This is a genomic window from bacterium (assembly GCA_016716565.1).
In the GTDB taxonomy this organism is placed as follows: domain Bacteria; phylum Bacteroidota; class Ignavibacteria; order Ignavibacteriales; family Ignavibacteriaceae; genus IGN2.
This window is the reverse complement of record JADJWC010000001.1, coordinates 240,975-259,930: the sequence shown is the minus strand read 5'-3', so window position 1 is coordinate 259,930 and position 18,956 is coordinate 240,975. Positions and strand designations below refer to the sequence as shown.

Below are 18,956 nucleotides of genomic sequence, written 5' to 3'. Positions count from 1 at the left end.
TAAAAAATGAACTTTAAACTAAAATTAAAATTTTCACTCGCAATCTCAGTAATGCTTTCAATCCTGATGATTAATGGATGCGGAGGCGATGAAGACTCAGCAAAGAGTATGGATCAGATTCAAAAAGAGGATGGCGTTCCTATTCAGGTAGAAACTGTGGAATACAAACCATTTGAAAAATATATGAATTACTTTGCAAAGCTTGCCGGCTGGGAGGAAGCCACCAAAGGCGCTGCCATCGGCGGCAAAATAGAAAAAATTAATTTCAACGTTGGAGATTATGTTGAAGAAGGCCAGATCATTGTTGAATTCCCTTCTGATGAACCCGGATCGGTTTATGAAACAGCAAGAGCCACATTTGAAAATTCCAAAAGAACTTATGAACGAACCAAAGTGCTTCTTGAATCCGGCGAAACATCACAGGCAAACTTTGATGCTGTGGAAGCACAATATTTGGTTCATAAAAGAAACTACGAAGTTGCACGAAAATTAATTTTTATAGAAGCCCCGTTCAGCGGAACACTCGTTGATGTTAAGGTTAAAGTCGGTGATAATGTGAAGAGCGAAGCTCAACTGTTTACGATTGCAAAGCTTCACAAAATGAGAGCAAAAATATGGATCACAGAAAAAGAAATAGGCGACATAAAAAAAGGCATGGAAGCTGAAATGGAGCTTGGCGGAAAAATTTATAAGGGAAGAATAGTTGAGATCTCTATGGCAGTCGATCCGACAAGACAGGCATTCTTCGCAGATGTTGAGTTTGATAATTCCCGCAAAGAATTAAAAAGCGGCGTTACAGTCGAAATAAAAGTTCTCGTTTATAAAAATACAAAGGCGCTGATAATTCCACGTAATCTTGTTATGAATGATGATGGTGGTCCGTATGTTTTTGTAGAGAAAGATGGTAAAGCGGAGAAGAGATATATATCAAACGGACAAGACAGCGGAATATACTACGAGGTTTCCGGCGGTTTGCAGGTTGGCGATAAGCTGGTAACTCATGGCGGTTTACAGTTAACCGACGGCGCCAAAGTAAAAGTGATTCAATAAGGAAAGAAATATGTTTCTCGCAAAAGTTTCTATTAATCGCCCCGTTCTTACAACAGTTGGAATTGTAATTTTCCTGATTTTCGGATTGATTGCATATTTCGGACTTAACCTTAACCTCCAGCCGGATGTTGAAATTCCCTTTGTAACAGTTCAAACAATCTATCCCGGCGCAGGACCAAAGGAAATCGAAACGTTGATCACAAAAAGGATTGAGGACGCCGTTTCAACAATAAGTCAGATAGAAAGAATAGAGTCTTATTCTCTCGATGGTGTGTCAATTATTATCATCGAGTTTCAGCTTGGCAAAAACGTAAACGTTGCTAACCAGGAAACAAAAGACAAAGTTGACGAAATCATTAACGATCTTCCGACCGATGCAAAAAAACCAGTCGTGCAAAAAGTTGATATAAGACTATTCCCTGTCGTAGATGTTGTGTTGAGCGGAAATCTTAGTCCTCGACAGCTTTATGAAGTCGCAGACAAAACCCTGAAGGATAGGTTCTCACAAATTGATGGCGTTGCTAAAGTTAATATTACCGGAGGACAGGAAAGAGAAATCCGCGTTGTGCTGGATAACAGAGTTGTATATGAAAATAATATTTCTCTTCCTCAATTAACGCAGATTCTTCAGGCAGCGAATATGGATATTCCGGGAGGATATTTTCAGATCGGAAGTCAGGAATATACTGTCAGACTTGTGGGCCAATTTCAAAATCCAGATGCAATAAGTGAGCTTGAAATCCCAACTGCTTACGGTCCGAAAAAGATAAGACAGATCGCGGATGTTTATGATTCCGGAAAAGATATAAGACAGCGGGCAACATTTTTTAATGTGAAGGAAAATTTCAGAAACGAGAACGTTATCCGTCTCGGCATTATTAAAAGTAGCGAAGGAAATGTTGTTAAAGTTGCAGAAGCAGTGCGTAATCAGCTTCCGGAGATTCAAAGCATACTTCCCGAAGGATCAAAGCTCGAAGTAGTAAACGACGCTTCAGAATTTGTGCAGAGCAGCTTTGATGACACAATGAGCAACATTTATCTCGGCGTGATATTTACGGCGATAGTTCTGTTTTTATTTTTGCACGATTGGCGATCTACACTCGTAGTCGCAATGTCAATGCCCACATCAATTATTTCAACATTCCTTTTGCTGCAGGCGTTTGGTCTCTCACTTAATATGATGACATTGATGGGGCTTTCGGTTTCGGTTGGTGTATTGGTTGCAAACTCTGTGGTTGTGCTTGAAAATATCTTCCGTTATAAAAAAATGGGAGAGACAATCAGACAGGCAGCTTTCAAAGGAACATCAGAAGTTGGAGTTGCTGTTCTTGCATCAACATTAACAAACATCGTTGTGTTTCTGCCAATTGCCAATATGTCGTCGATGGTTGGTATGTGGCTGAGAGAGCTCGCGCTCGCTGCGGTTTTTGCAACGATATTTTCGCTAATAATGTCATTTACTTTAACACCGCTTCTTTCATCAATTATTCTTTCGAAGGAACATGCAACCGGAAAGCTTGCTTCCTGGTTCAATCGTTTTGAAGTAAAGCAAACAGAACTTTATAAAAAGCTGCTAGCTATAGTTCTTCGTAATAAATTAAGTAGTGCACTAACATTTGCCGGCTCAATTGTAATATTCATTCTGGTTATGATGATATTCGGACCAAAGCTTGGCTTCGAGTTTATCCCCCAGACAGACGACGGTAAAATTAATATTACAGTGGAGCTTCCTTCCGGGTATAATCTTGACGAAACCGCAAGAACAGTTCGGCAGGTTGAGGAAAGAGTAAAAAGTCATAATGAAGTTAAACACATACTTACAAACCTTGGCAAGATCAGCGATCTAGATGTCGGTACAAATATGGCAAGCATTGACGTTCAGCTTGTTGACGTAAAAGAGCGAGACGCAAAACTGCTTGATATGATTTCTTTATTAACTTCTGATTTAGCGGATATACCAAATGCAAAAATAAAAGTTGATGTTGGCTCACGAATGGGCGGCGAGGAAGCACCAATTCAATTCTTTTTACTTGGACAGGATCTTGATGAACTTGAGAGATTAAAAGACGAAGCAATTAATAAATTTAAGGATGTTCCCGGGTTGATAAACTTCGATAACAGCTCACGTGCGGGGAAACCCGAAATCACAGTTTACCCGAAAAGAGAAAAACTTACAGAAGCAGGACTCACAATTACAGATCTTGCTTTCACTCTTCGTGCAGGAATAGAAGGAATTCAATCTGCAAAATATCGTGAAGTGGGAAATGAATATGATATAACAGTTACATTGGATGATGAGTCAGTTAACTCTCCTGAAAAAGCAGGCAACATTACTGTTGCATCACCGCGGGGTTCTTTCCGTCTTGCTCAACTTGCGGATGTCAGGTTTACAACCGGCTTCACAAAGATTTTACACCGGGATAAGTTTACTTCCATAATGTTCACTGGAGCGGCTGCACCGGGAGTTCCGCTCGGTAACGTAACTGGTGAGCTCGAGAAAAGATTCAACACAATTGAACTTCCCCCGGGTTACTATTTCCGTTGGGGTGGAAATGTCAAGATGATGAACGATATGATCCAGGATATGATATTCGCATTTTTCCTTGCAGTATTGTTAACCTACATGCTGCTGTCAGCGATACTTGAAAGTTTCTGGCAGCCGATTATTATTATGATCACTGTCGTTCTTGGCTTGCTTGGAGTTATTCTTGCTCTATTTATTACGAACACAGCTTTCAGCATTACATCGCTTATGTCGATAATTATGTTGATAGGAATTGTGGTTAATAATGCAATACTTATTCTCGATTATACAAACCAGTTAAGAAGAGAACAGGGCTATCTGCCGAAAGATGCTTTGATGGAAGCATGCCCAACAAAATTAAAACCACAATTAATGGCATCGATAGCGATTGTGCTTGGCATGCTTCCTCTTGCACTTGGCATTGGTGATGCAGGAAAAGAAATCAGGATGCCGCTCGGTATTGTTGCTATTGGCGGATTGATTGCCGCAACTGTGCTAACACTATTTGTGATACCAGCAATTTATTATCTGACTTCAAAAGCAAAATCGGTAGTAAGAGAAAAGATTTAACAGAAGAGATTTAAGAAATGTAGAACAGATAATTAATCTGTTCTACATATTTAAGTACTAATTTTGACTTGGTTCGGTTGTGAGGAGTTCTTTTTCTATTGCAGATTTAAATGACTCCTTCGGAAGCGCGCCAACGGCAAGTTTCGGCTGTCCGTCCTTTGGAATGAATAATAAAGAAGGTATGCTTCGTATTCCAAAGACAGCACCGAGTTCCTGCTCTTCATCTGTATTAACTTTATAAAAATTTACTTTTCCTTTGTACTCGGTGGAGAGTTCGTCAATTATCGGACCTACCATTCTGCACGGACCGCACCATGGCGCCCAGAAATCTACCACCGCAGGAATGTCTCCTTCAAACTTCCAATCCTGATTCTTTTCATAGTTAAAAACTTTTTCTAAAAAAGTTTGTTTCGTTAAATGTTCAGCCATTGTTTTTCTCTTTTTTGAATTATTTATATTGCTTTTAAAACTCTTTGAAGTCTTTCCTGAACTTCTGTTGCTATTGGTTTCATCTGGTCGTTTTCCAAAATCCAGGTCATCACCATCGGATCGAAAATTGAAACCTGGGTCTTCCCTTCTTTTTCATAAACAATAACGTTGCATGGAAGAAGCAAGCCAAGCTCTTCTTCTGTCTGTAAAGCCTTGTGCGCTATCGGAGGATTGCAGGCGCCGAGTATCGCATACTTTTTAAAATCCACATTAATTTTCTGTTTCAGCGTTTCTTTTACATCAATCGAAGTTAATACTCCAAAGCCCTCTTTCTTCAATTCGGCAGTTACCTTTTCAATTGCCTGTTCGTAAGACATATCAACCGTTTTAGAAAATCCATATTGCATTTTATTCTTTCCTTTCGCTTAAATTATTTTTTCTCTTCTTTCTTAAGAGTAGAAAGTTTCAATGGTGCATAAAGTGGACAAAAGCCAACGAGGCTTGTCAACAGAAATACAATTGCAAAGATTCCCAAAACAATAGCTGCAACTCCGGTTATCTGGTTTGTGAAATAGAGAATTGCAATCAGCACCGCGAGAAGTATTCTTATTCCTTTATCCATTGAGCCCATATTCTTTTTTCCCGCAAAACGGGATTTCTCTTCGTTCAACATTTTTAGTTCTCCCTTTTAATAAATAATAATTTAACTTTTTTCCAATCTGTTAGGATTAAGCCCATCAAAGATCCGTAAAGAGTGCTGTTGAGCGGACTGCTTGTAATTGCACAGCTTCCGTTACATCCGATAAAATTGTAGTAGAGAAATCCACCCAATGCACCGAGAATCACAGGCAGAAATAATTTCACTTTTTTCCAGATCATTTTAAACCTGCCGAGTTCCATCGTAAAATTCCGCCACGAAGATTCGCAGCATTAAATCCAAGCTTTTTAAGTTTTGCTGCTGCGTTCAGACTTCTGTTCCCCGTTCTGCAGTAGCAAATAATTTCCGCATCTTTGAACTTCTTTAGCTCATTCTCGCTAGTTGCTATTGATGTTATTGGAATGTGATAAGATCCCCTTATCGAACCCTGTTTTCTTTCCGTATCGGTTCTTACATCAAGCAGAACAACGTTTCGTTCCTTTTTTATTTTCTGTGATGCTTCCTGTGCAGAATAGTGTTTTATTGATTTTATCATCAGAATTTTTCTGATTATATAAATCGCAATCAAAGCAATTAGTGCGTATAGAAATATTTGTTCGGTTGTCATAATATAAATTTATTGTTTACGGAAGGTTTGATAAATCAAATCAGAAAAGGATTCAAGGCAAACCAATCAAGAATGATTAAGAAGCCAGGAATCCCATTTAAAGATGAAATAGTGGAGACGTTACTTTACCCTCTTCATATAGGCATTGTAAAGAAACATCATTATTGCTGCGGCTACACCAACCAAACCAATTATAAGAAATACAATTTCTGGCTGACCAACTTCCTTCCTTCCAAAGCTGTGGTAAATCCAGCCGCCGAAGGTTCCGCCGAGTGTCCACGCAATTGCAATCGGCAGAAATGCAAATCCCTGAAAGAGAGCTGCTTGTCCTTTTGGTGCAAGGTCAGCAAGATATTCGTAAAATCTTGGAGCCTGTGTCTGCTCGCCAACTGAGAAGATGAAAATTGTAGCAATGATTAATCCAAGACCAACTGTTATTCCTGCAGCAGCAGAGAAGTAAAGCAGGAACCAGCTCAGCGCTGCAAAAACAAAACCAATCATTATTGCAGTTGGAGTTGGAATATTTTTAGTCAGTCTGTTGATAGGAATCTGCAGCAGAATAATTGTCCATGCACCAACAGAAAGAATTAATTCAATCGGTGCTTCGGGACTTATATAATCAGAAATGTAAAAAGGAATAACAATGAAGAATTCCCAGAACACGATCCAGTATAAAGCAAATATCATAAGGAAAATCATGAACTTTATATTCTTTACAACAGTCCAGAGATTTTTAATTACCTGGATAAGACTGTCACGCTGTTCATCAAGCTTGGCTTGCGGCTCTTTAAAGAAAAACAGTGTTACTAAGAACATCAATGCGCAGCTGATTGCAGAAACAAGATATACAAACTGAATTCCGAAAGAGTCTCTTACAAGGTATGCAAGAAAAGGTCCAATCGCTGCACCCATATTTACAAGCCAGTAATAAATTGCATAACCGAGTGATTTGGTTTCTTTTGTGGTTGTTAATGCAACTGTTCCAAGAACACTTGGCTTTATGAACGAACCGCCGATTGCAGTAAAGATCAAAATAAAACTTAGAATAACGAAGAGATTTGTTTCCGAATAATATTTCTCAAACCCTGAAATACCTGTCGATCCGATAAGAAAATATCCAATTGCAAGAATAAAGAAGGCAAATGAGAATGCTTTTTTAAAACCAAATTTATCTGCTAATGCGCCGGCAAAAATCGGTAGGAAGTAAATCAGCCCACCGAAGATCGAAGAAAGTTGTCCGGCTTCAACTTCATCAAACCGGAGATGATCTCTGAGAAAAACACTTAGAATGGTTGCTTGTCCGTAATAAGCGAGCCGTTCAAAAAGTTCCATTCCGTTTGCAACCCAGAAGGAAGGCTGAAAGCCGGTTTTAAACTGAGCAAACAAACTAGTTTTTTCCACAGAGTATCCTTTCAAAATTTTGAAGCGAAATTTAGGCAAGCAGTAAAAGAGTAACAAAATTTTTTTGCTATTAGTGCTTAACCTCAAATGATTGATAATAAACAAGCTCTTTTCAAATCTGAAAATGGATTTTTCGCTTTCCTGTTTTTGAAAAAAACATAGTCGAAAACACAGGTAATTATGTGTTTAATTAGTGAATTCAAACCCCCCCGATGGCATATTTTCTGTCTGTATCACAGCAATTTTAACTTAAAAATAAGAGATAAAGTGAGTATAGGAACTTTTCGCGGAGGTGTTCATCCGCCGGAATTTAAAGAGCTGACAGAAAATTGTGCGTTTGAAACAATACCAAACCCCGAAGAAATTATTCTTCCCGTTTCTCAGCATCTGGGAAAAGACGCTACGCCTCAAGTTAAAAAAGGTGATGACGTAATTACAGGACAGCTGGTCGCAAAAGCAGAAGGATTTATTTCTGCCCCGGTTCACACTTCGGTTGCAGGAAAAGTTTTAAGCCTTGGTAAAGAAATAACTCCAACCGGATTTCCGAAAGACGCGATTGTTATTAAAACTAACGGAACATTAGAAGGCGAAAGATTCCGTCTTTCTCCGCTTGATCCGGAAACAATCACTCCAGATGAAATCCGAGCAAGAGTTGCTGAAGCCGGAATAGTTGGTCAAGGCGGCGCAGCATTTCCAACTTACGTTAAGCTTTCTCCACCAAAGGATAAAATAATAGAGGTTGTAATCCTGAATGGATGTGAATGTGAGCCATATCTTACCCGTGATTACAGGTTTATGATTGAACGACCAGATGATTTGATTTCAGGATTAAAATTAATAATGAAAGCGCTCGGTGTTAAACGTGGAGTAATCGGAATCGAAGACAACAAGCCCGAAGCGATCAAATTGCTTTCAGATAAAATTCTTGGTGAAACAGGACTTGAAGTTGTTGCGTTAAAAACGAAATATCCTCAGGGTGCCGAGAAGATGCTTATAAAAGCAGTCACGGGAAAAGAAGTTCCTCCCGGCAAATTACCAATGGATGTTGGAGCAGTTATACAGAATATTGGAACCGCAGTTGCAATTCACGATGCAGTAGTTAAAGGCGAAGTTCTTACTATTGCCGCGTTGACTGTTTCCGGGAAAGGAATTAAGGTTCCCAAAAATCTTTTAGTCCCCGTCGGAACACCAATTCAGAACGTAATTGATTTTTGTGGTGGAGTAACTGAAGACGCAGTAAAAATTGTTGTCGGCGGACCAATGATGGGTGTCTCACAATTTGATCTCCACGCCCCCGTTATGAAAGCAACTTCAGGAATACTTGTTTTAACAAAAGAAGAAATAACAGAAAATCCGGAGACACCTTGTTTGAGATGCGGACAATGTGTTGGGGCCTGCCCATTGAATCTGATGCCAACAAAACTTTCGCGCTATTCCCAGCTTCAAAGATATGAAGATGCCGAAGGTGCGGACATAACAGTTTGTATGGAATGTGGAACTTGTGCATACACCTGTCCGGCGAACATTCCTTTAGTTCAATGGATTAGGTTAGGCAAGCAGAAAGTTTTAGAAATGCAGAAAGAAAGAGCTGCGGTTACTCAGTGAAACTAAGTGTTCTTAGTATCTAAGTGGTAAAATTCTTTTCACCACTAAGACAAGGAAAGCACTAAGAAAGAAATTATGGAAACAACGACGACAACAGAAACAAAACAAAAAGTTTATTTTGATTTAACGACTTCACCGCACCTTCACTCTAAATGGTCAACAAAAAAAGTGATGTGGTTTGTCAATCTTGCACTTGCACCCACAATTGCAGCAGCACTTGCTTTCTTCGGGATTTACCAGGCGTTGATAATGTTAACTGCAATTGCATTTGCAGTTGGAACAGAGGCGGCGATTCAATCAATAAGAAAAAAGCAGGTAACCTGGTTCGATGGAAGCGCCGCACTTACAGGATTACTTCTCGCATTAACTCTTCCCCCTAACTTTTCATTGTCAGCAACCGCAATCGGTTCTGTTGTTGCAATCGGATTAGGGAAACAAATTTTCGGAGGACTCGGTTACAATATTTTCAATCCGGCGTTAGTTGGAAGAGCATTTCTTCAGGCCGCATTTCCGGTTCAGATTACAACCTGGATGAAACCAAACTTTGCGGTTGATGGAATAACAAGCGCCACTCCTCTTGCAGCTTTAAAATTCGACAAAGTGTTCACGGAAACAACGCCAATGATTCTTGGAAATATCGGCGGTTCTCTAGGCGAAACTTCAGCGATTGCCGTTTTACTCGGCGGAATTTTTCTCATTGCCGTTGGAATTGTGAACTGGCGAATTCCACTTTCAATGATTTTGGGAATGATAATCTTCGGTGGAATTTTCTGGCTTATAAATCCTCAATATCCAACTCCAATCTTTCACATCTTAGCCGGAAGCTTTTTATTCGGCGCGATGTTTATGGCAACAGATTGGGTGACATCACCCATAACCAATAAAGGAATGTGGGTGTTTGGACTTGGAATTTCTCTCGTGCTTGTCATTATAAGAATATATGGCGGTTTGCCGGAAGGAGTTATGTATTCAATTTTATTTATGAATGGATTTGTTCCTCTGATTAATAAATACACTGTTCCGAGAACCTTTGGTGCTGTGAAGGAGAATAAGAAATAATGAAACAAATTGTTCACATAATAGCAACACTTACTATTATTGGAATTATCGCCGGAGGTTCACTCTCTCTTGTAAATAACTGGGCCGCTCCAAAAATTGCAATTAATCAAAAAGCGGAAACGGAGAGAGCAATTTTTCTTGTTCATCTCGATGGGAAAAGATATGAAGCAATTAAAAACGCAGGCTTCGAAGCTTATAAAGTGTTTGATGAATCTGACAGTTCGCTTGGATACTCTCTGGTTTATTCGGGGAATGGTTTTCAGGGAAAAATTAAATTGATGATCGGGCTTTCCGTAGATATTAGCAAGATCACATCGATTGAAATTCTTGAACAATCAGAAACTCCCGGACTTGGCACTAAAATTCTTGAAGCTCCGTATAAAGATCAGTTTAATGAATTAATCCCGGGCGGCGCTATTAAACTTGTAAAAGGTATCGAACCATCAAACCCGAATGAAGTGCAGTCAATCACAGGCGCCACGATATCATCAAGAGCGGTAGTAACAATTGTTAATGAGGGAGTTTCCAAACTTAGAACGTTGGAAAACAAAGGAGCGGCACAATGAAAAAGCAAGTATCCTATCTTAAAGAATTCACAAAAGGTCTGTGGGAGATCAATCCCATCTTCAAGCAAATTCTTGGCACCTGCCCAACACTTGCCGTCACAGTTTCAATAGTAAATGGAATTGCAATGGCTCTTGCAACCACATTCGTTCTGGTTTTTTCAAGCTTGCTTATTTCGTTGATACGAAAGCTAATTCCAGGTCAGGTGAGAATAGCAACTTACATCGTGGTTATAGCAAGCTTTGTTACTATTGTTGATCTTGTTATGAAAGCACAATTTCCGGATCTAAGTAAAGCCCTGGGACCATTCATTCCTCTGATTGTAGTAAATTGTATAATACTTGGAAGAGCAGAAGCATTTGCATCAAAGAACAATCCATTGAGATCTGTGCTTGACGCACTTGGCAATGGTGCCGGATTTTTTATCGCGTTGGTAGTGATGAGTGGAATCAGAGAAATTCTCGGGAGCAGAACATTTTTTGGATATCAGGTATTGCCAACGACTTTCGAACCTTGGCTTATCATGATTTTACCCGCAGGCGCATTCATCGTATTTGGTTTGTTGATGGGTTTCTCAAATCTATATGTTGAAAAAAAGAAGAACCTCGAGAGAGAAGCACTGATTTCTCAATATAGAAGAGTTGGAAGAGAAGAAATCACAGAAGAAGTGCTCAAAGAGGCAGGAGTTTAAGTATGGAATTGTTTGTAATATTTATTTCTGCGGCACTGGTAAACAACTTTGTGCTTTCTTACTTTCTCGGTATATGTCCTTTCATTGGCGTTTCGAACAAATCGTCTTCCGCAATTTCAATGGGAATGGCGACGACATTTGTGATGGTGTTAACAGCCATTGTCAGCTGGCTTTTGTTCAATCTGGTTCTTGTTCCATACAAGCTGGAATTTTTGCAAATACCATCGTTCATACTTGTTATAGCATCACTCGTTCAGTTTGTGGAAATGGTAATTAAAAAAGTTAGCCGACCTCTATATCGTGCTCTTGGAATCTTTCTTCCTCTGATTACAACCAACTGTGCGATTCTTGGTTTAGCTCTTCTTGCTGCAATGAGAGAATATAGTTTTCTTGAAAGCGTAATTTTTGGAGTTGGTGCCGGGGCTGGCTTTACATTAGCGTTAATAATAATGGCCGGAATAAGAGAAGAACTTGACTTAGCTGACGTTCCAAAACCATTCCGCGGTGCTCCGATAACATTAATTGTTGCGGGGATTTTAGCGCTTGCTTTTATGGGTTTTGCAGGCATGATCTAAATGAGAATCAGTGTTTAGTTAAAAACTATTTTGACTTTTGATTTTTGAAATTTGAATTTAGGAGAATAAAATGATATCACGAAGAATTTTTTTGAAAATAGCCGGGCTATCAACGGTTGCAGTTGGTGTCGGATTTACGACTGGAAGATTGACTTCGAATAAAAAATCTGTTCACTTTGCCGTGCACGGATTTATTCCGAATGACGAGCAGGTAATTAGTCAACTTGTTGCGGCTTTTAAAAATAAAGTTTGCAGCAGCTCCGACCCGGTTGTATTATCAGATTCCAAAATGGGCGAAGTGATAAATAGACTTGATAGAAATCTGAGGAACGAAAGTTTTTCAAATAATGGAATCATTTTATATCAACTTAAGAAAATCTCAAAAGATGTTCACTCGGATATAATTATAAGTGATGACAACAATCCCGTTTACTCTTTAAATGATATGACCACCGGTTTTTCTACTATCCGGACAAACATCAAAAACAGAAAGGCTGAGTTTTTCTTTACAGCCGAGTACAAAGAGCAGGATTTTCTATCATCATTGTTTAATTCTGACAAAAACGAAGTTGTGATTGAAAATCATAGTGGAATTGTTGAAAGAATTCCAATTCAGAAGGAATACAAAAACATTGTTGTTGATGGGTTATATGGGAAAACCGGACTGCAAATTGAAAATGGAATTGCACAAGTTCACACATCAAGTTGCAGAAACGGAATTTGCAGACACACGATCGCAAGTAGTGTCGGCAGCATCATTGCTTGTGCACCGAATAAAGTTCTTATAAAAATTGTTTGATGGTCAAAAGATTTTTTAAAAAACCCCCTCCCCTTTGGGGATGGGCCGCTGGTTTCATTGTTCTTTTTCTTATTGGAGTTTTTCTTGGCAGAAGCTGTGCAGACAAAACAAAAAATTATCGTCAGACTCAAATACTTCTTGGGACCGTAGTCGATATCCAGGTTCGCAATACAGACGAAAAGCTTGCTGAAGAAGGTATCGAAAAAGCTTTTGCAGAAATTAAAAGGATTGACAACCTGTTTACAACCTATAATGAAGAAAGCCCCGTTTGGAAACTTAATAACGCAACAGATTCAATAATTTCAGTTGACGAGGAAATTTACAGTCTGCTTGTTCTTTGTGATTCAATCACAAAATTATCAGTGGGCAGTTTCGATGTGAGCCTTGACAATCTTACCCAAGCGTGGGGATTTTATTCAAACAATCCTCAGCTTCCGGTAAGCGAGGCGATTGATTCGGCTTTGTTTTTGAGTGGTTGGCAGAATATTAAATTACTTGATGATAATCAGATCGTAAAGCAGAAGAAAGTCGGACTAAATTTCGGTGCCATTGCAAAAGGTTATGCAGTAGATAAAGCAATCTATGTTTTAAAAGATGCAGGGATTAATGAAGCCCTTGTCAATGCTGGCGGTGAAATAAAAGCCATCGGAAATGAGTGGGTTGTTGGAGTTCAGCATCCAAGAGAAAAAAACTCGATTATAAATAAAATAATGCTAAATGGAACGTCGGTGGCAACCAGTGGTGATTATGAAAATTATTTTGAAGAAAATGGAGTTCGTTATCACCACATACTTGATCCGATGACCGGATATCCGACAAGAGGAATTCAAAGCGTGACGGTGCTGAATGCAGATAACGCATTTGCTGATGGACTTGCAACAGCAGTTTTTGTAATGGGGATAGAAAAAGGATTGGAATTAATTGAAAAACTACGTGATACAGAAGTAATGATTATCGATGAACAGGGAAAGATTTATTATTCGTCTAGATTTGAAAAGTTCTTAATTAATTGAGAATGTAGTCATCCCGAACTAGGTTCGGGATCTCCAAAATAATCTTAATATGCTGAAAAAAGTTCAGTATTAATTATAGACAAGGAATACATTATGGACACAACATTAATAATCGCAATTGCCACAATGGGCGGCCTGGGATTTATCTTCGCAGGCGCACTTGCTTTTGCTGATAAAAAATTACGAGTAGAAGAAAATCCTAAAATCGGCGAAGTCAACGAAATCCTTCCTAATGCTAATTGCGGTGCTTGTGGACTTGCAGGCTGCTACGACTTTGCAACGAATGTAGTTGATGGCAAAGTGAAAGTTAACGGCTGTCCTGTCGGCGGACAGGATGTTGCGGATGAAATAGCAAGAATTTTAGGGATGGAAAGTGCTCAGAGTATAAAGCTTGTTGCCAGGATTCTTTGCAACGGCGGAAATATCGAAGCAGTTAAAAAAGAAAACATCGAATATTTTGGTCCGCAAAGCTGTTCAGTAAAATCTATTGTTGCAGGCGGAGATAAGATGTGTTTGTACGGCTGTCTTGGTGGCGGTGATTGTGTTGATGCATGTCAGTTCGGCGCAATATTTATGAATAAAAATGGTTTGCCGGTTGTCGTTGAAGAACTTTGCACAGGCTGTGGCCAGTGTGTTGAGGTTTGTCCGCGTGGTGTTATAGAAATTCATCCTGAAGATAGAGAACTTTTTGTCTTTTGTAAAAACCATGATGATCCGAAGCGTTCAAAAGAAGTTTGCACAGTAGCCTGTTTTGGTTGCGGCATATGCGCAAGAAAATCGGACGGGTCGATAGAGATGAGAGATTATCTGCCGGTAATTAATTATGAAAATCTTGATATTAGTAAAATACCCATTGACAAGTGTAAGACAGGGGCAATAAGGTTAGTTCATCCTGATAAAGCTGCAGAGCTGCTGAAACAAGAAAATATAAATGTAATTGTAAATTGAAACCCAACTGTCATTCCCTCGAACCTGCCTGCGGTAGGCAGGGGCGGGAATCTATTGAAACAATCTAGATTCCTGCTCGGGGCAGGAATGACACAAGACAAAACAATGTATAAAGAAGAACTTTACGAAGAAGGAATAGTTAAAGAAGCCAAAGATGGTTTTGCCGAGATAGTAATTTCAGATTCTGAACATTGTCAGGAATGTTCCGCGAAAATTTACTGTAAGCCGGGCAGTTCAAACCAAAGGTGTCTTACAGTTAAAGATCCTTTTGGTGCACATCCCGGCGATAAAGTTCGTGTTGTCATTAAAGGTAGCAAAATACTTTTAGCCAGCTTTTACATCTATGGTGTCCCCTTAATTCTTTTGCTCCTCGGAATTCTCATCGGAATGGATCTATTCAAAACAAACAAAGAACTGTTCTCTTCGTTAGTTGGAGTAGGATTAGTTTCTGTTTATGCAATATTAATGTCAATCTTTTCCAGGAAGTCAAAAGCAAAGTCATACCCCAAGATTATCTTTTTAAGCAGTGCCCGATAATTTAATTTTATTATCACTTGCCGTTTGGCAACCAAATTGAATATATTCCTTCCGAACAATTAATATCTTTATATAAATATTTAATTACCACCAAGGAGGTAAAATGTCAAAAGCAAAAAATGTAATTATTATTTTGTCAGTTCTGTTTTTCACAACTGTAAATTTCGCTGAACAACCGGTATTTGTGAAAGAATTTTTAGGACAGGTTGATTTTGTTAAGAGCAGACTGATGAAGCTTGCCGAAGCTATGCCCGAAGACAAGTATAATTGGACTCCCGGAGAAGGAGTTAGATCTGTCGGTGAAGTTTATGTTCATGCTGCCGAGGCCAATTATTATATGCTCAGTCTTATTAAAGGTGAAAAGTTTAATATGAGTTCTTCAGAGAGCAAGGCTGATAAAAAAACTGCATTAACACTAATGGAAAAATCTTTTAGCGATCTTAAAGAATCCACCGCGCAATTCAGAGAAGAAGATCTTAATAAAGAAATAGAAGCTTTCGGGATGAAATTTTCAGTGAGAAATTTTATGGTTACAGTGATTGCACATTTGCATGAGCATCTCGGCCAGTCAATCGCATATGCAAGGATGAACGGTGTAACTCCGCCATGGAGTATGCAAGAAGAATAGTTATTTTAGTTAGAGCACTCTTTTGGGTGCTCTTCTATTTTGAATTTAATGCTGTTGGAATGTTGATTCTGCTAACCTTTAAAATACTTATCAATAAAACCGCAGCTCCTATCCATTGAACAACATCTAAAATATTACCACGGATAAGATATTCCAGAATAATTGCCGTTAGCGGGAATGCAAGTTCACAGATGGTTGCAACCGAAGCGCTGATTCTTTTTAATCCATAATAATAAAGAAAGATTGCCGCCCCGCCTGTTGTTAGTGCGATAACAAGAAAAATTATTACCTGATTTTCTGAAATGTCAGAAATTTTATTTATGTCTCCGATAGAAAAAACAATTAGCAGCATGATAAAAGCTGAAAAAAGGAATCGCAAATATGTGCCCATTTCAAATGAAACATTTCGTAAGGCACGTTTGCTTAAAACGGTTGATGCGCCAAATGATAAAGCTGCAAGAAGAGAAAAAACAGCAGCAATTGTGGTTTTGTCACCAGTTGAAAGGTTTGGAAGTTTTGTTCCGAACGTCATAAAGTATGCACCGACCAAAGCCAATCCTGCCCAAAGAAAAAAATGGATGGTGAATTTTTCCTTAAGAAATATAGCCGCAAGAATAATTGCAAAAACAGGCTGTAATTTTTGAAGAAGAATGACAACAGAGAGATTAACAAAATTGACATAGAACAAAGCTTTGGTAATAGCCATCGTACCTATTGCACCTCCAAGCAGCGCTACAAGAAAGAATGCGAGCCAATCTTTGAAATGCAGCTGTTTAAACGACATGAATCGCTTTGCAAAATAAGGTGACAGCAAGAGCGCAACGATTGAACTTTCAACAAAAACAACAAGCGGAACAGGAAGGCTGAAAAGAGTAGGACGAAGAACAATTCCATCAACGCCCCATAAGCTTGCAGCGACGATCACGAATAGAGGCGCGATCCTCTCCAGCGGCAAAGAAAATTTCTTAAAAGGACTCATTCAGAAAAGCAAAATTTATTTTAAGTTTGGGTGTAAATTTATCTGTTCTTAACTTCATACTGAATTCTTAAACATTGTTAAAAATTGATTTAATATATTTATCCAAAGACCAACAGGAATCTGATTATGATCAGTAAAACAAAGTTACGCAGACAGTTATTAGTACTAACTATTATTTTTTCAATATGGTCCTGCTCAACAATTTCCGTATTCAGCCCTGAAGCCTACAAGCAGGCCGTAGATTTAAAAGTTGAATCTCTAAATCTTATGTCATTTGCAACATCGCCTTTTGAAGATTACCAGGATGATGTAGCAACGCTGCGGACAGAACTTACAAAAGCGTATGAATTTGCTTTAGGAAGACCGGATAATGAGTTGTCAGCCGAGCAGTGGGAAATATTAATAAGCGAAGACGGAAATCTTCTTGGTGGTTTTTTAAGACGCTGGGAAACCGAGGGTGTACTTGGAGAAATGTTTGTAAACGAAATGCAGTCACTGGTAAGTGATGCCTTCGATACAATCATCGGACTTGAAAGCGGGAAAATCGATCCATCAGAAATAAAGTAAAGGAATTACATATGCCAACATTTAACGATTTTATTTCGACATTTAAAAATGACTTACTTTCTTTTGCTAAAGAAAACTTTGACGAATACAAAGACGAGCTGCTTAAAGACGGAAACTCATTTCTTGAAAAATCAAAATCGGATATTCAACGATGGACGGAAGGACTTGCATCGGGTGCATTAAGTCCTGCAGATTTTGAATTTCTTTTACAAGGGAAAAAAGATCTTGCCCAAATGGAAGCGCTAAAGCAAATTGGTTTGTCTAAAATAAGAATCAGTAAAATCACAAACGGCATAATTGATGTCGTTGTTGGAAGCGCAGTAAAAACATTTTTATAATAGTTTTATAAATCAAAACACATAGAGGTAAATAATGGATCAATCAAAAGAACAAGCTGCGGCCATCCTGACCCAGACGCTATTCTCAAAACTCGCACACAGATTTTTTGACAAGTACACGGATTATGAAATGCAGTCCGATTTTCTGAAGACGGAAATAATGAGAGTCTATGGTGAATTTCTTAATAGGCTGAAGGACAATCCAGAGAATAAAAACAAATAAATAAAATTTAACCCAAAATCATTTCGGAATATTTGCGGGGAAGTAATTATCCCCGCAGAACCAACTTTCACACCTTATAAAATTTCAGTAATTTTGCCCCGCATCCTTAGCTCAGCTGGTAGAGCATCTGACTCTTAATCAGCAGGTCGCGGGTTCGAGTCCCGCAGGATGCACAAAAAGCCCCGAAAACAAAACATTTTGGGGCTTTGCTTTTTTAAAGTTGTATGCATTAGTATACAAAACAACAAAAAATAGACTTAAAACGTACAGGAACTACTTCAAAAACTACTTCAGTTTCTACTTCAGTAAATCGTAAAAGAAATTAATTTTTTTCATATCAAAATGACTTGTAGAGCACTCCCATTTTTCCTGGTACAAGTAATATATAAACAGGAAAGGTGTATTATGAAAAGAGTAATAATTTATGCTAGGGTATCTACTAGAGAACAGAACGTTGATATGCAGATTACGGATCTGCATCAGTATGCAGAAGCAAGAAAATTAAAAGTTGTTCAAGAGTATGTTGACTATGCTTCGGGTGCAAAGACAGACCGGACTAATTACAGGAAACTTTTTGATGACGTTCAAAAAAGAAATACCGACATTGTCCTAGTTTGGAAGTTTGATCGATTCGCCAGAAGCACGAGAGAACTGATTAATGCATTGGAAGAATTTAATAATATTGGAGTTGACTTTATCAGTTACAAAGAGAATATAGACACATCTACACCAGCTGGGAAAATACTTTTTACCATGATATCAGCTTTTGCAGAATTCGAGAGAGCTATTATTCGCGAAAGAGTTATTGCAGGTATGGAAAAAGCAAAATCCAAAGGAACCAGAATTGGAAGGCCAAAGATTCCGCCATTTACAATAGAGAAAGTGTTGGAGATGATAAAGCAGGGAAAGAACTATAAAGAGATCATAAAGAAACTTAAGATATCAAAATCTGCTTACTATAAAATCCTACAGGCCGTCAAGTGACGGCTTTGTGGCTAAGATGAACAACAAAAAAATTTTCATTAATTTGAATCGACAAATTTTTTACTTAAAGACACAATGTGAGAATCTTGTTTAAAAGGATAGCAACGTCAAAAAATTACCTACCGCAAGTGGCTAGGTAGGTTGAACCACTTAAAAATCTTTCCTAATTTTATAACAGTTAATAAAATCCAATTTGTCTGATAAATG

General features: G+C 38.6%; 23 protein-coding genes and 1 tRNA gene. 17 read left to right on the top strand and 7 right to left on the bottom strand.

What is annotated here, in order from left to right:
* Window positions 1–6: 6 nt before the first annotated feature.
* On the top strand, window positions 7–1,050 hold the full coding sequence (locus IPM14_01190; GenBank protein MBK9096736.1) for an efflux RND transporter periplasmic adaptor subunit: 1,044 nt from the start codon (window positions 7–9) through the stop codon (window positions 1,048–1,050).
* Between the two features lie 10 nt (window positions 1,051–1,060).
* Window positions 1,061–4,144 carry an efflux RND transporter permease subunit gene (locus IPM14_01185; GenBank protein ID MBK9096735.1) on the top strand — a complete coding sequence of 1,028 codons (3,084 nt, stop codon included), beginning with the start codon at window positions 1,061–1,063 and terminating at the stop codon, window positions 4,142–4,144.
* Between the two features lie 57 nt (window positions 4,145–4,201).
* Here the strand turns inward: IPM14_01185 and trxA are convergent, their stop codons facing one another.
* The 6 genes from trxA to IPM14_01155 form a co-directional block, all read right to left on the bottom strand.
* A complete protein-coding gene (trxA, locus tag IPM14_01180) occupies window positions 4,202–4,573 on the bottom strand; it encodes a thioredoxin (protein ID MBK9096734.1) in 372 nt (123 codons plus the stop codon).
* Between the two features lie 23 nt (window positions 4,574–4,596).
* Window positions 4,597–4,980, bottom strand: a complete 384-nt coding sequence (locus IPM14_01175) for a DUF302 domain-containing protein (GenBank protein ID MBK9096733.1) — start codon at window positions 4,978–4,980, stop codon at window positions 4,597–4,599.
* Window positions 4,981–5,003: 23 nt separating this feature from the next.
* Window positions 5,004–5,204: a DUF2892 domain-containing protein gene (locus IPM14_01170; GenBank protein ID MBK9096732.1), complete on the bottom strand. Its 201-nt coding sequence runs from the start codon at window positions 5,202–5,204 to the stop codon at window positions 5,004–5,006.
* A gap of 44 nt (window positions 5,205–5,248) precedes the next feature.
* Window positions 5,249–5,452, bottom strand: coding sequence for a hypothetical protein (locus tag IPM14_01165; protein ID MBK9096731.1), 204 nt, complete (start codon window positions 5,450–5,452; stop codon window positions 5,249–5,251).
* Window positions 5,449–5,838: a rhodanese-like domain-containing protein gene (locus IPM14_01160; protein MBK9096730.1), complete on the bottom strand. Its 390-nt coding sequence runs from the start codon at window positions 5,836–5,838 to the stop codon at window positions 5,449–5,451. The genes IPM14_01165 and IPM14_01160 overlap by 4 nt, the downstream gene beginning before the upstream one ends.
* Before the next feature lie 120 nt (window positions 5,839–5,958).
* On the bottom strand, window positions 5,959–7,170 hold the full coding sequence (locus tag IPM14_01155; GenBank protein ID MBK9096729.1) for an MFS transporter: 1,212 nt from the start codon (window positions 7,168–7,170) through the stop codon (window positions 5,959–5,961).
* 336 nt (window positions 7,171–7,506) lie between these two features.
* On the opposite strand from IPM14_01155, the gene rsxC reads away from it, so the two are divergent.
* The 10 genes from rsxC to IPM14_01105 all read left to right on the top strand — a co-directional run bounded on the left by rsxC (window position 7,507) and on the right by IPM14_01105 (window position 15,658).
* Window positions 7,507–8,844, top strand: coding sequence for an electron transport complex subunit RsxC (rsxC, locus tag IPM14_01150; GenBank protein MBK9096728.1), 1,338 nt, complete (start codon window positions 7,507–7,509; stop codon window positions 8,842–8,844).
* 75 nt (window positions 8,845–8,919) lie between these two features.
* Complete coding sequence (locus IPM14_01145; GenBank protein ID MBK9096727.1) at window positions 8,920–9,903, top strand: RnfABCDGE type electron transport complex subunit D; 984 nt, start codon at window positions 8,920–8,922, stop codon at window positions 9,901–9,903.
* Window positions 9,903–10,469: an FMN-binding protein gene (locus IPM14_01140; GenBank protein ID MBK9096726.1), complete on the top strand. Its 567-nt coding sequence runs from the start codon at window positions 9,903–9,905 to the stop codon at window positions 10,467–10,469. Before IPM14_01145 ends, IPM14_01140 begins: the two co-directional genes overlap by 1 nt.
* Window positions 10,466–11,158, top strand: a complete 693-nt coding sequence (locus IPM14_01135; protein MBK9096725.1) for an electron transport complex subunit E — start codon at window positions 10,466–10,468, stop codon at window positions 11,156–11,158. The genes IPM14_01140 and IPM14_01135 overlap by 4 nt, the downstream gene beginning before the upstream one ends.
* 2 nt (window positions 11,159–11,160) lie before the next feature.
* Window positions 11,161–11,733, top strand: a complete 573-nt coding sequence (gene rsxA / locus IPM14_01130; protein MBK9096724.1) for an electron transport complex subunit RsxA — start codon at window positions 11,161–11,163, stop codon at window positions 11,731–11,733.
* 70 nt (window positions 11,734–11,803) lie between these two features.
* Window positions 11,804–12,532, top strand: a complete 729-nt coding sequence (locus IPM14_01125; GenBank protein ID MBK9096723.1) for a NusG domain II-containing protein — start codon at window positions 11,804–11,806, stop codon at window positions 12,530–12,532.
* On the top strand, window positions 12,532–13,545 hold the full coding sequence (locus tag IPM14_01120) for an FAD:protein FMN transferase (protein MBK9096722.1): 1,014 nt from the start codon (window positions 12,532–12,534) through the stop codon (window positions 13,543–13,545). The genes IPM14_01125 and IPM14_01120 overlap by 1 nt, the downstream gene beginning before the upstream one ends.
* Before the next feature lie 93 nt (window positions 13,546–13,638).
* A complete protein-coding gene (locus IPM14_01115; protein MBK9096721.1) occupies window positions 13,639–14,493 on the top strand; it encodes an RnfABCDGE type electron transport complex subunit B in 855 nt (284 codons plus the stop codon).
* A 54-nt stretch (window positions 14,494–14,547) separates the two neighbouring features.
* Entirely contained in the window at window positions 14,548–15,030 is a 483-nt protein-coding gene (locus tag IPM14_01110) for a SoxR reducing system RseC family protein (GenBank protein ID MBK9096720.1), read from the top strand.
* Window positions 15,031–15,133: 103 nt separating this feature from the next.
* Window positions 15,134–15,658, top strand: coding sequence for a DinB family protein (locus IPM14_01105; GenBank protein ID MBK9096719.1), 525 nt, complete (start codon window positions 15,134–15,136; stop codon window positions 15,656–15,658).
* A 34-nt stretch (window positions 15,659–15,692) separates the two neighbouring features.
* Here the strand turns inward: IPM14_01105 and IPM14_01100 are convergent, their stop codons facing one another.
* Window positions 15,693–16,637, bottom strand: coding sequence for a DMT family transporter (locus tag IPM14_01100; protein ID MBK9096718.1), 945 nt, complete (start codon window positions 16,635–16,637; stop codon window positions 15,693–15,695).
* A 126-nt stretch (window positions 16,638–16,763) separates the two neighbouring features.
* Between IPM14_01100 and IPM14_01095 the strand changes: the two genes are divergently transcribed.
* The 5 genes from IPM14_01095 (at window position 16,764) to IPM14_01075 (ending at window position 18,749) form a co-directional block, all read left to right on the top strand.
* Complete coding sequence (locus IPM14_01095) at window positions 16,764–17,204, top strand: hypothetical protein (protein MBK9096717.1); 441 nt, start codon at window positions 16,764–16,766, stop codon at window positions 17,202–17,204.
* A gap of 11 nt (window positions 17,205–17,215) precedes the next feature.
* Window positions 17,216–17,542, top strand: coding sequence for a hypothetical protein (locus IPM14_01090; protein MBK9096716.1), 327 nt, complete (start codon window positions 17,216–17,218; stop codon window positions 17,540–17,542).
* 34 nt (window positions 17,543–17,576) lie between these two features.
* Window positions 17,577–17,765 (top strand): hypothetical protein, encoded by a 189-nt coding sequence (locus IPM14_01085; GenBank protein MBK9096715.1) that lies wholly within the window; start codon window positions 17,577–17,579, stop codon window positions 17,763–17,765.
* A gap of 100 nt (window positions 17,766–17,865) precedes the next feature.
* Window positions 17,866–17,938 (top strand) — tRNA-Lys (locus tag IPM14_01080).
* A gap of 232 nt (window positions 17,939–18,170) precedes the next feature.
* Entirely contained in the window at window positions 18,171–18,749 is a 579-nt protein-coding gene (locus tag IPM14_01075) for a recombinase family protein (GenBank protein ID MBK9096714.1), read from the top strand.
* Window positions 18,750–18,956 lie beyond the last annotated feature (207 nt).

What these genes read in the sequence shown, in the direction of transcription:
- IPM14_01190 (MBK9096736.1), top strand. Translation starts at nt 7, where the DNA reads ATGAACTTTAAACTAAAATTAAAATTTTCACTCGCAATCTCAGTAATG.
- IPM14_01185 (MBK9096735.1), top strand. Translation starts at nt 1,061, where the DNA reads ATGTTTCTCGCAAAAGTTTCTATTAATCGCCCCGTTCTTACAACAGTT.
- trxA (MBK9096734.1), bottom strand. Translation starts at nt 4,573, where the DNA reads ATGGCTGAACATTTAACGAAACAAACTTTTTTAGAAAAAGTTTTTAAC.
- IPM14_01175 (MBK9096733.1), bottom strand. Translation starts at nt 4,980, where the DNA reads ATGCAATATGGATTTTCTAAAACGGTTGATATGTCTTACGAACAGGCA.
- IPM14_01170 (MBK9096732.1), bottom strand. Translation starts at nt 5,204, where the DNA reads ATGGGCTCAATGGATAAAGGAATAAGAATACTTCTCGCGGTGCTGATT.
- IPM14_01165 (MBK9096731.1), bottom strand. Translation starts at nt 5,452, where the DNA reads ATGATCTGGAAAAAAGTGAAATTATTTCTGCCTGTGATTCTCGGTGCA.
- IPM14_01160 (MBK9096730.1), bottom strand. Translation starts at nt 5,838, where the DNA reads ATGACAACCGAACAAATATTTCTATACGCACTAATTGCTTTGATTGCG.
- IPM14_01155 (MBK9096729.1), bottom strand. Translation starts at nt 7,170, where the DNA reads ATGGAACTTTTTGAACGGCTCGCTTATTACGGACAAGCAACCATTCTA.
- IPM14_01145 (MBK9096727.1), top strand. Translation starts at nt 8,920, where the DNA reads ATGGAAACAACGACGACAACAGAAACAAAACAAAAAGTTTATTTTGAT.
- IPM14_01140 (MBK9096726.1), top strand. Translation starts at nt 9,903, where the DNA reads ATGAAACAAATTGTTCACATAATAGCAACACTTACTATTATTGGAATT.
- IPM14_01135 (MBK9096725.1), top strand. Translation starts at nt 10,466, where the DNA reads ATGAAAAAGCAAGTATCCTATCTTAAAGAATTCACAAAAGGTCTGTGG.
- rsxA (MBK9096724.1), top strand. Translation starts at nt 11,161, where the DNA reads ATGGAATTGTTTGTAATATTTATTTCTGCGGCACTGGTAAACAACTTT.
- IPM14_01125 (MBK9096723.1), top strand. Translation starts at nt 11,804, where the DNA reads ATGATATCACGAAGAATTTTTTTGAAAATAGCCGGGCTATCAACGGTT.
- IPM14_01120 (MBK9096722.1), top strand. Translation starts at nt 12,532, where the DNA reads ATGGTCAAAAGATTTTTTAAAAAACCCCCTCCCCTTTGGGGATGGGCC.
- IPM14_01115 (MBK9096721.1), top strand. Translation starts at nt 13,639, where the DNA reads ATGGACACAACATTAATAATCGCAATTGCCACAATGGGCGGCCTGGGA.
- IPM14_01105 (MBK9096719.1), top strand. Translation starts at nt 15,134, where the DNA reads ATGTCAAAAGCAAAAAATGTAATTATTATTTTGTCAGTTCTGTTTTTC.
- IPM14_01100 (MBK9096718.1), bottom strand. Translation starts at nt 16,637, where the DNA reads ATGAGTCCTTTTAAGAAATTTTCTTTGCCGCTGGAGAGGATCGCGCCT.
- IPM14_01095 (MBK9096717.1), top strand. Translation starts at nt 16,764, where the DNA reads ATGATCAGTAAAACAAAGTTACGCAGACAGTTATTAGTACTAACTATT.
- IPM14_01090 (MBK9096716.1), top strand. Translation starts at nt 17,216, where the DNA reads ATGCCAACATTTAACGATTTTATTTCGACATTTAAAAATGACTTACTT.
- IPM14_01085 (MBK9096715.1), top strand. Translation starts at nt 17,577, where the DNA reads ATGGATCAATCAAAAGAACAAGCTGCGGCCATCCTGACCCAGACGCTA.
- IPM14_01075 (MBK9096714.1), top strand. Translation starts at nt 18,171, where the DNA reads ATGAAAAGAGTAATAATTTATGCTAGGGTATCTACTAGAGAACAGAAC.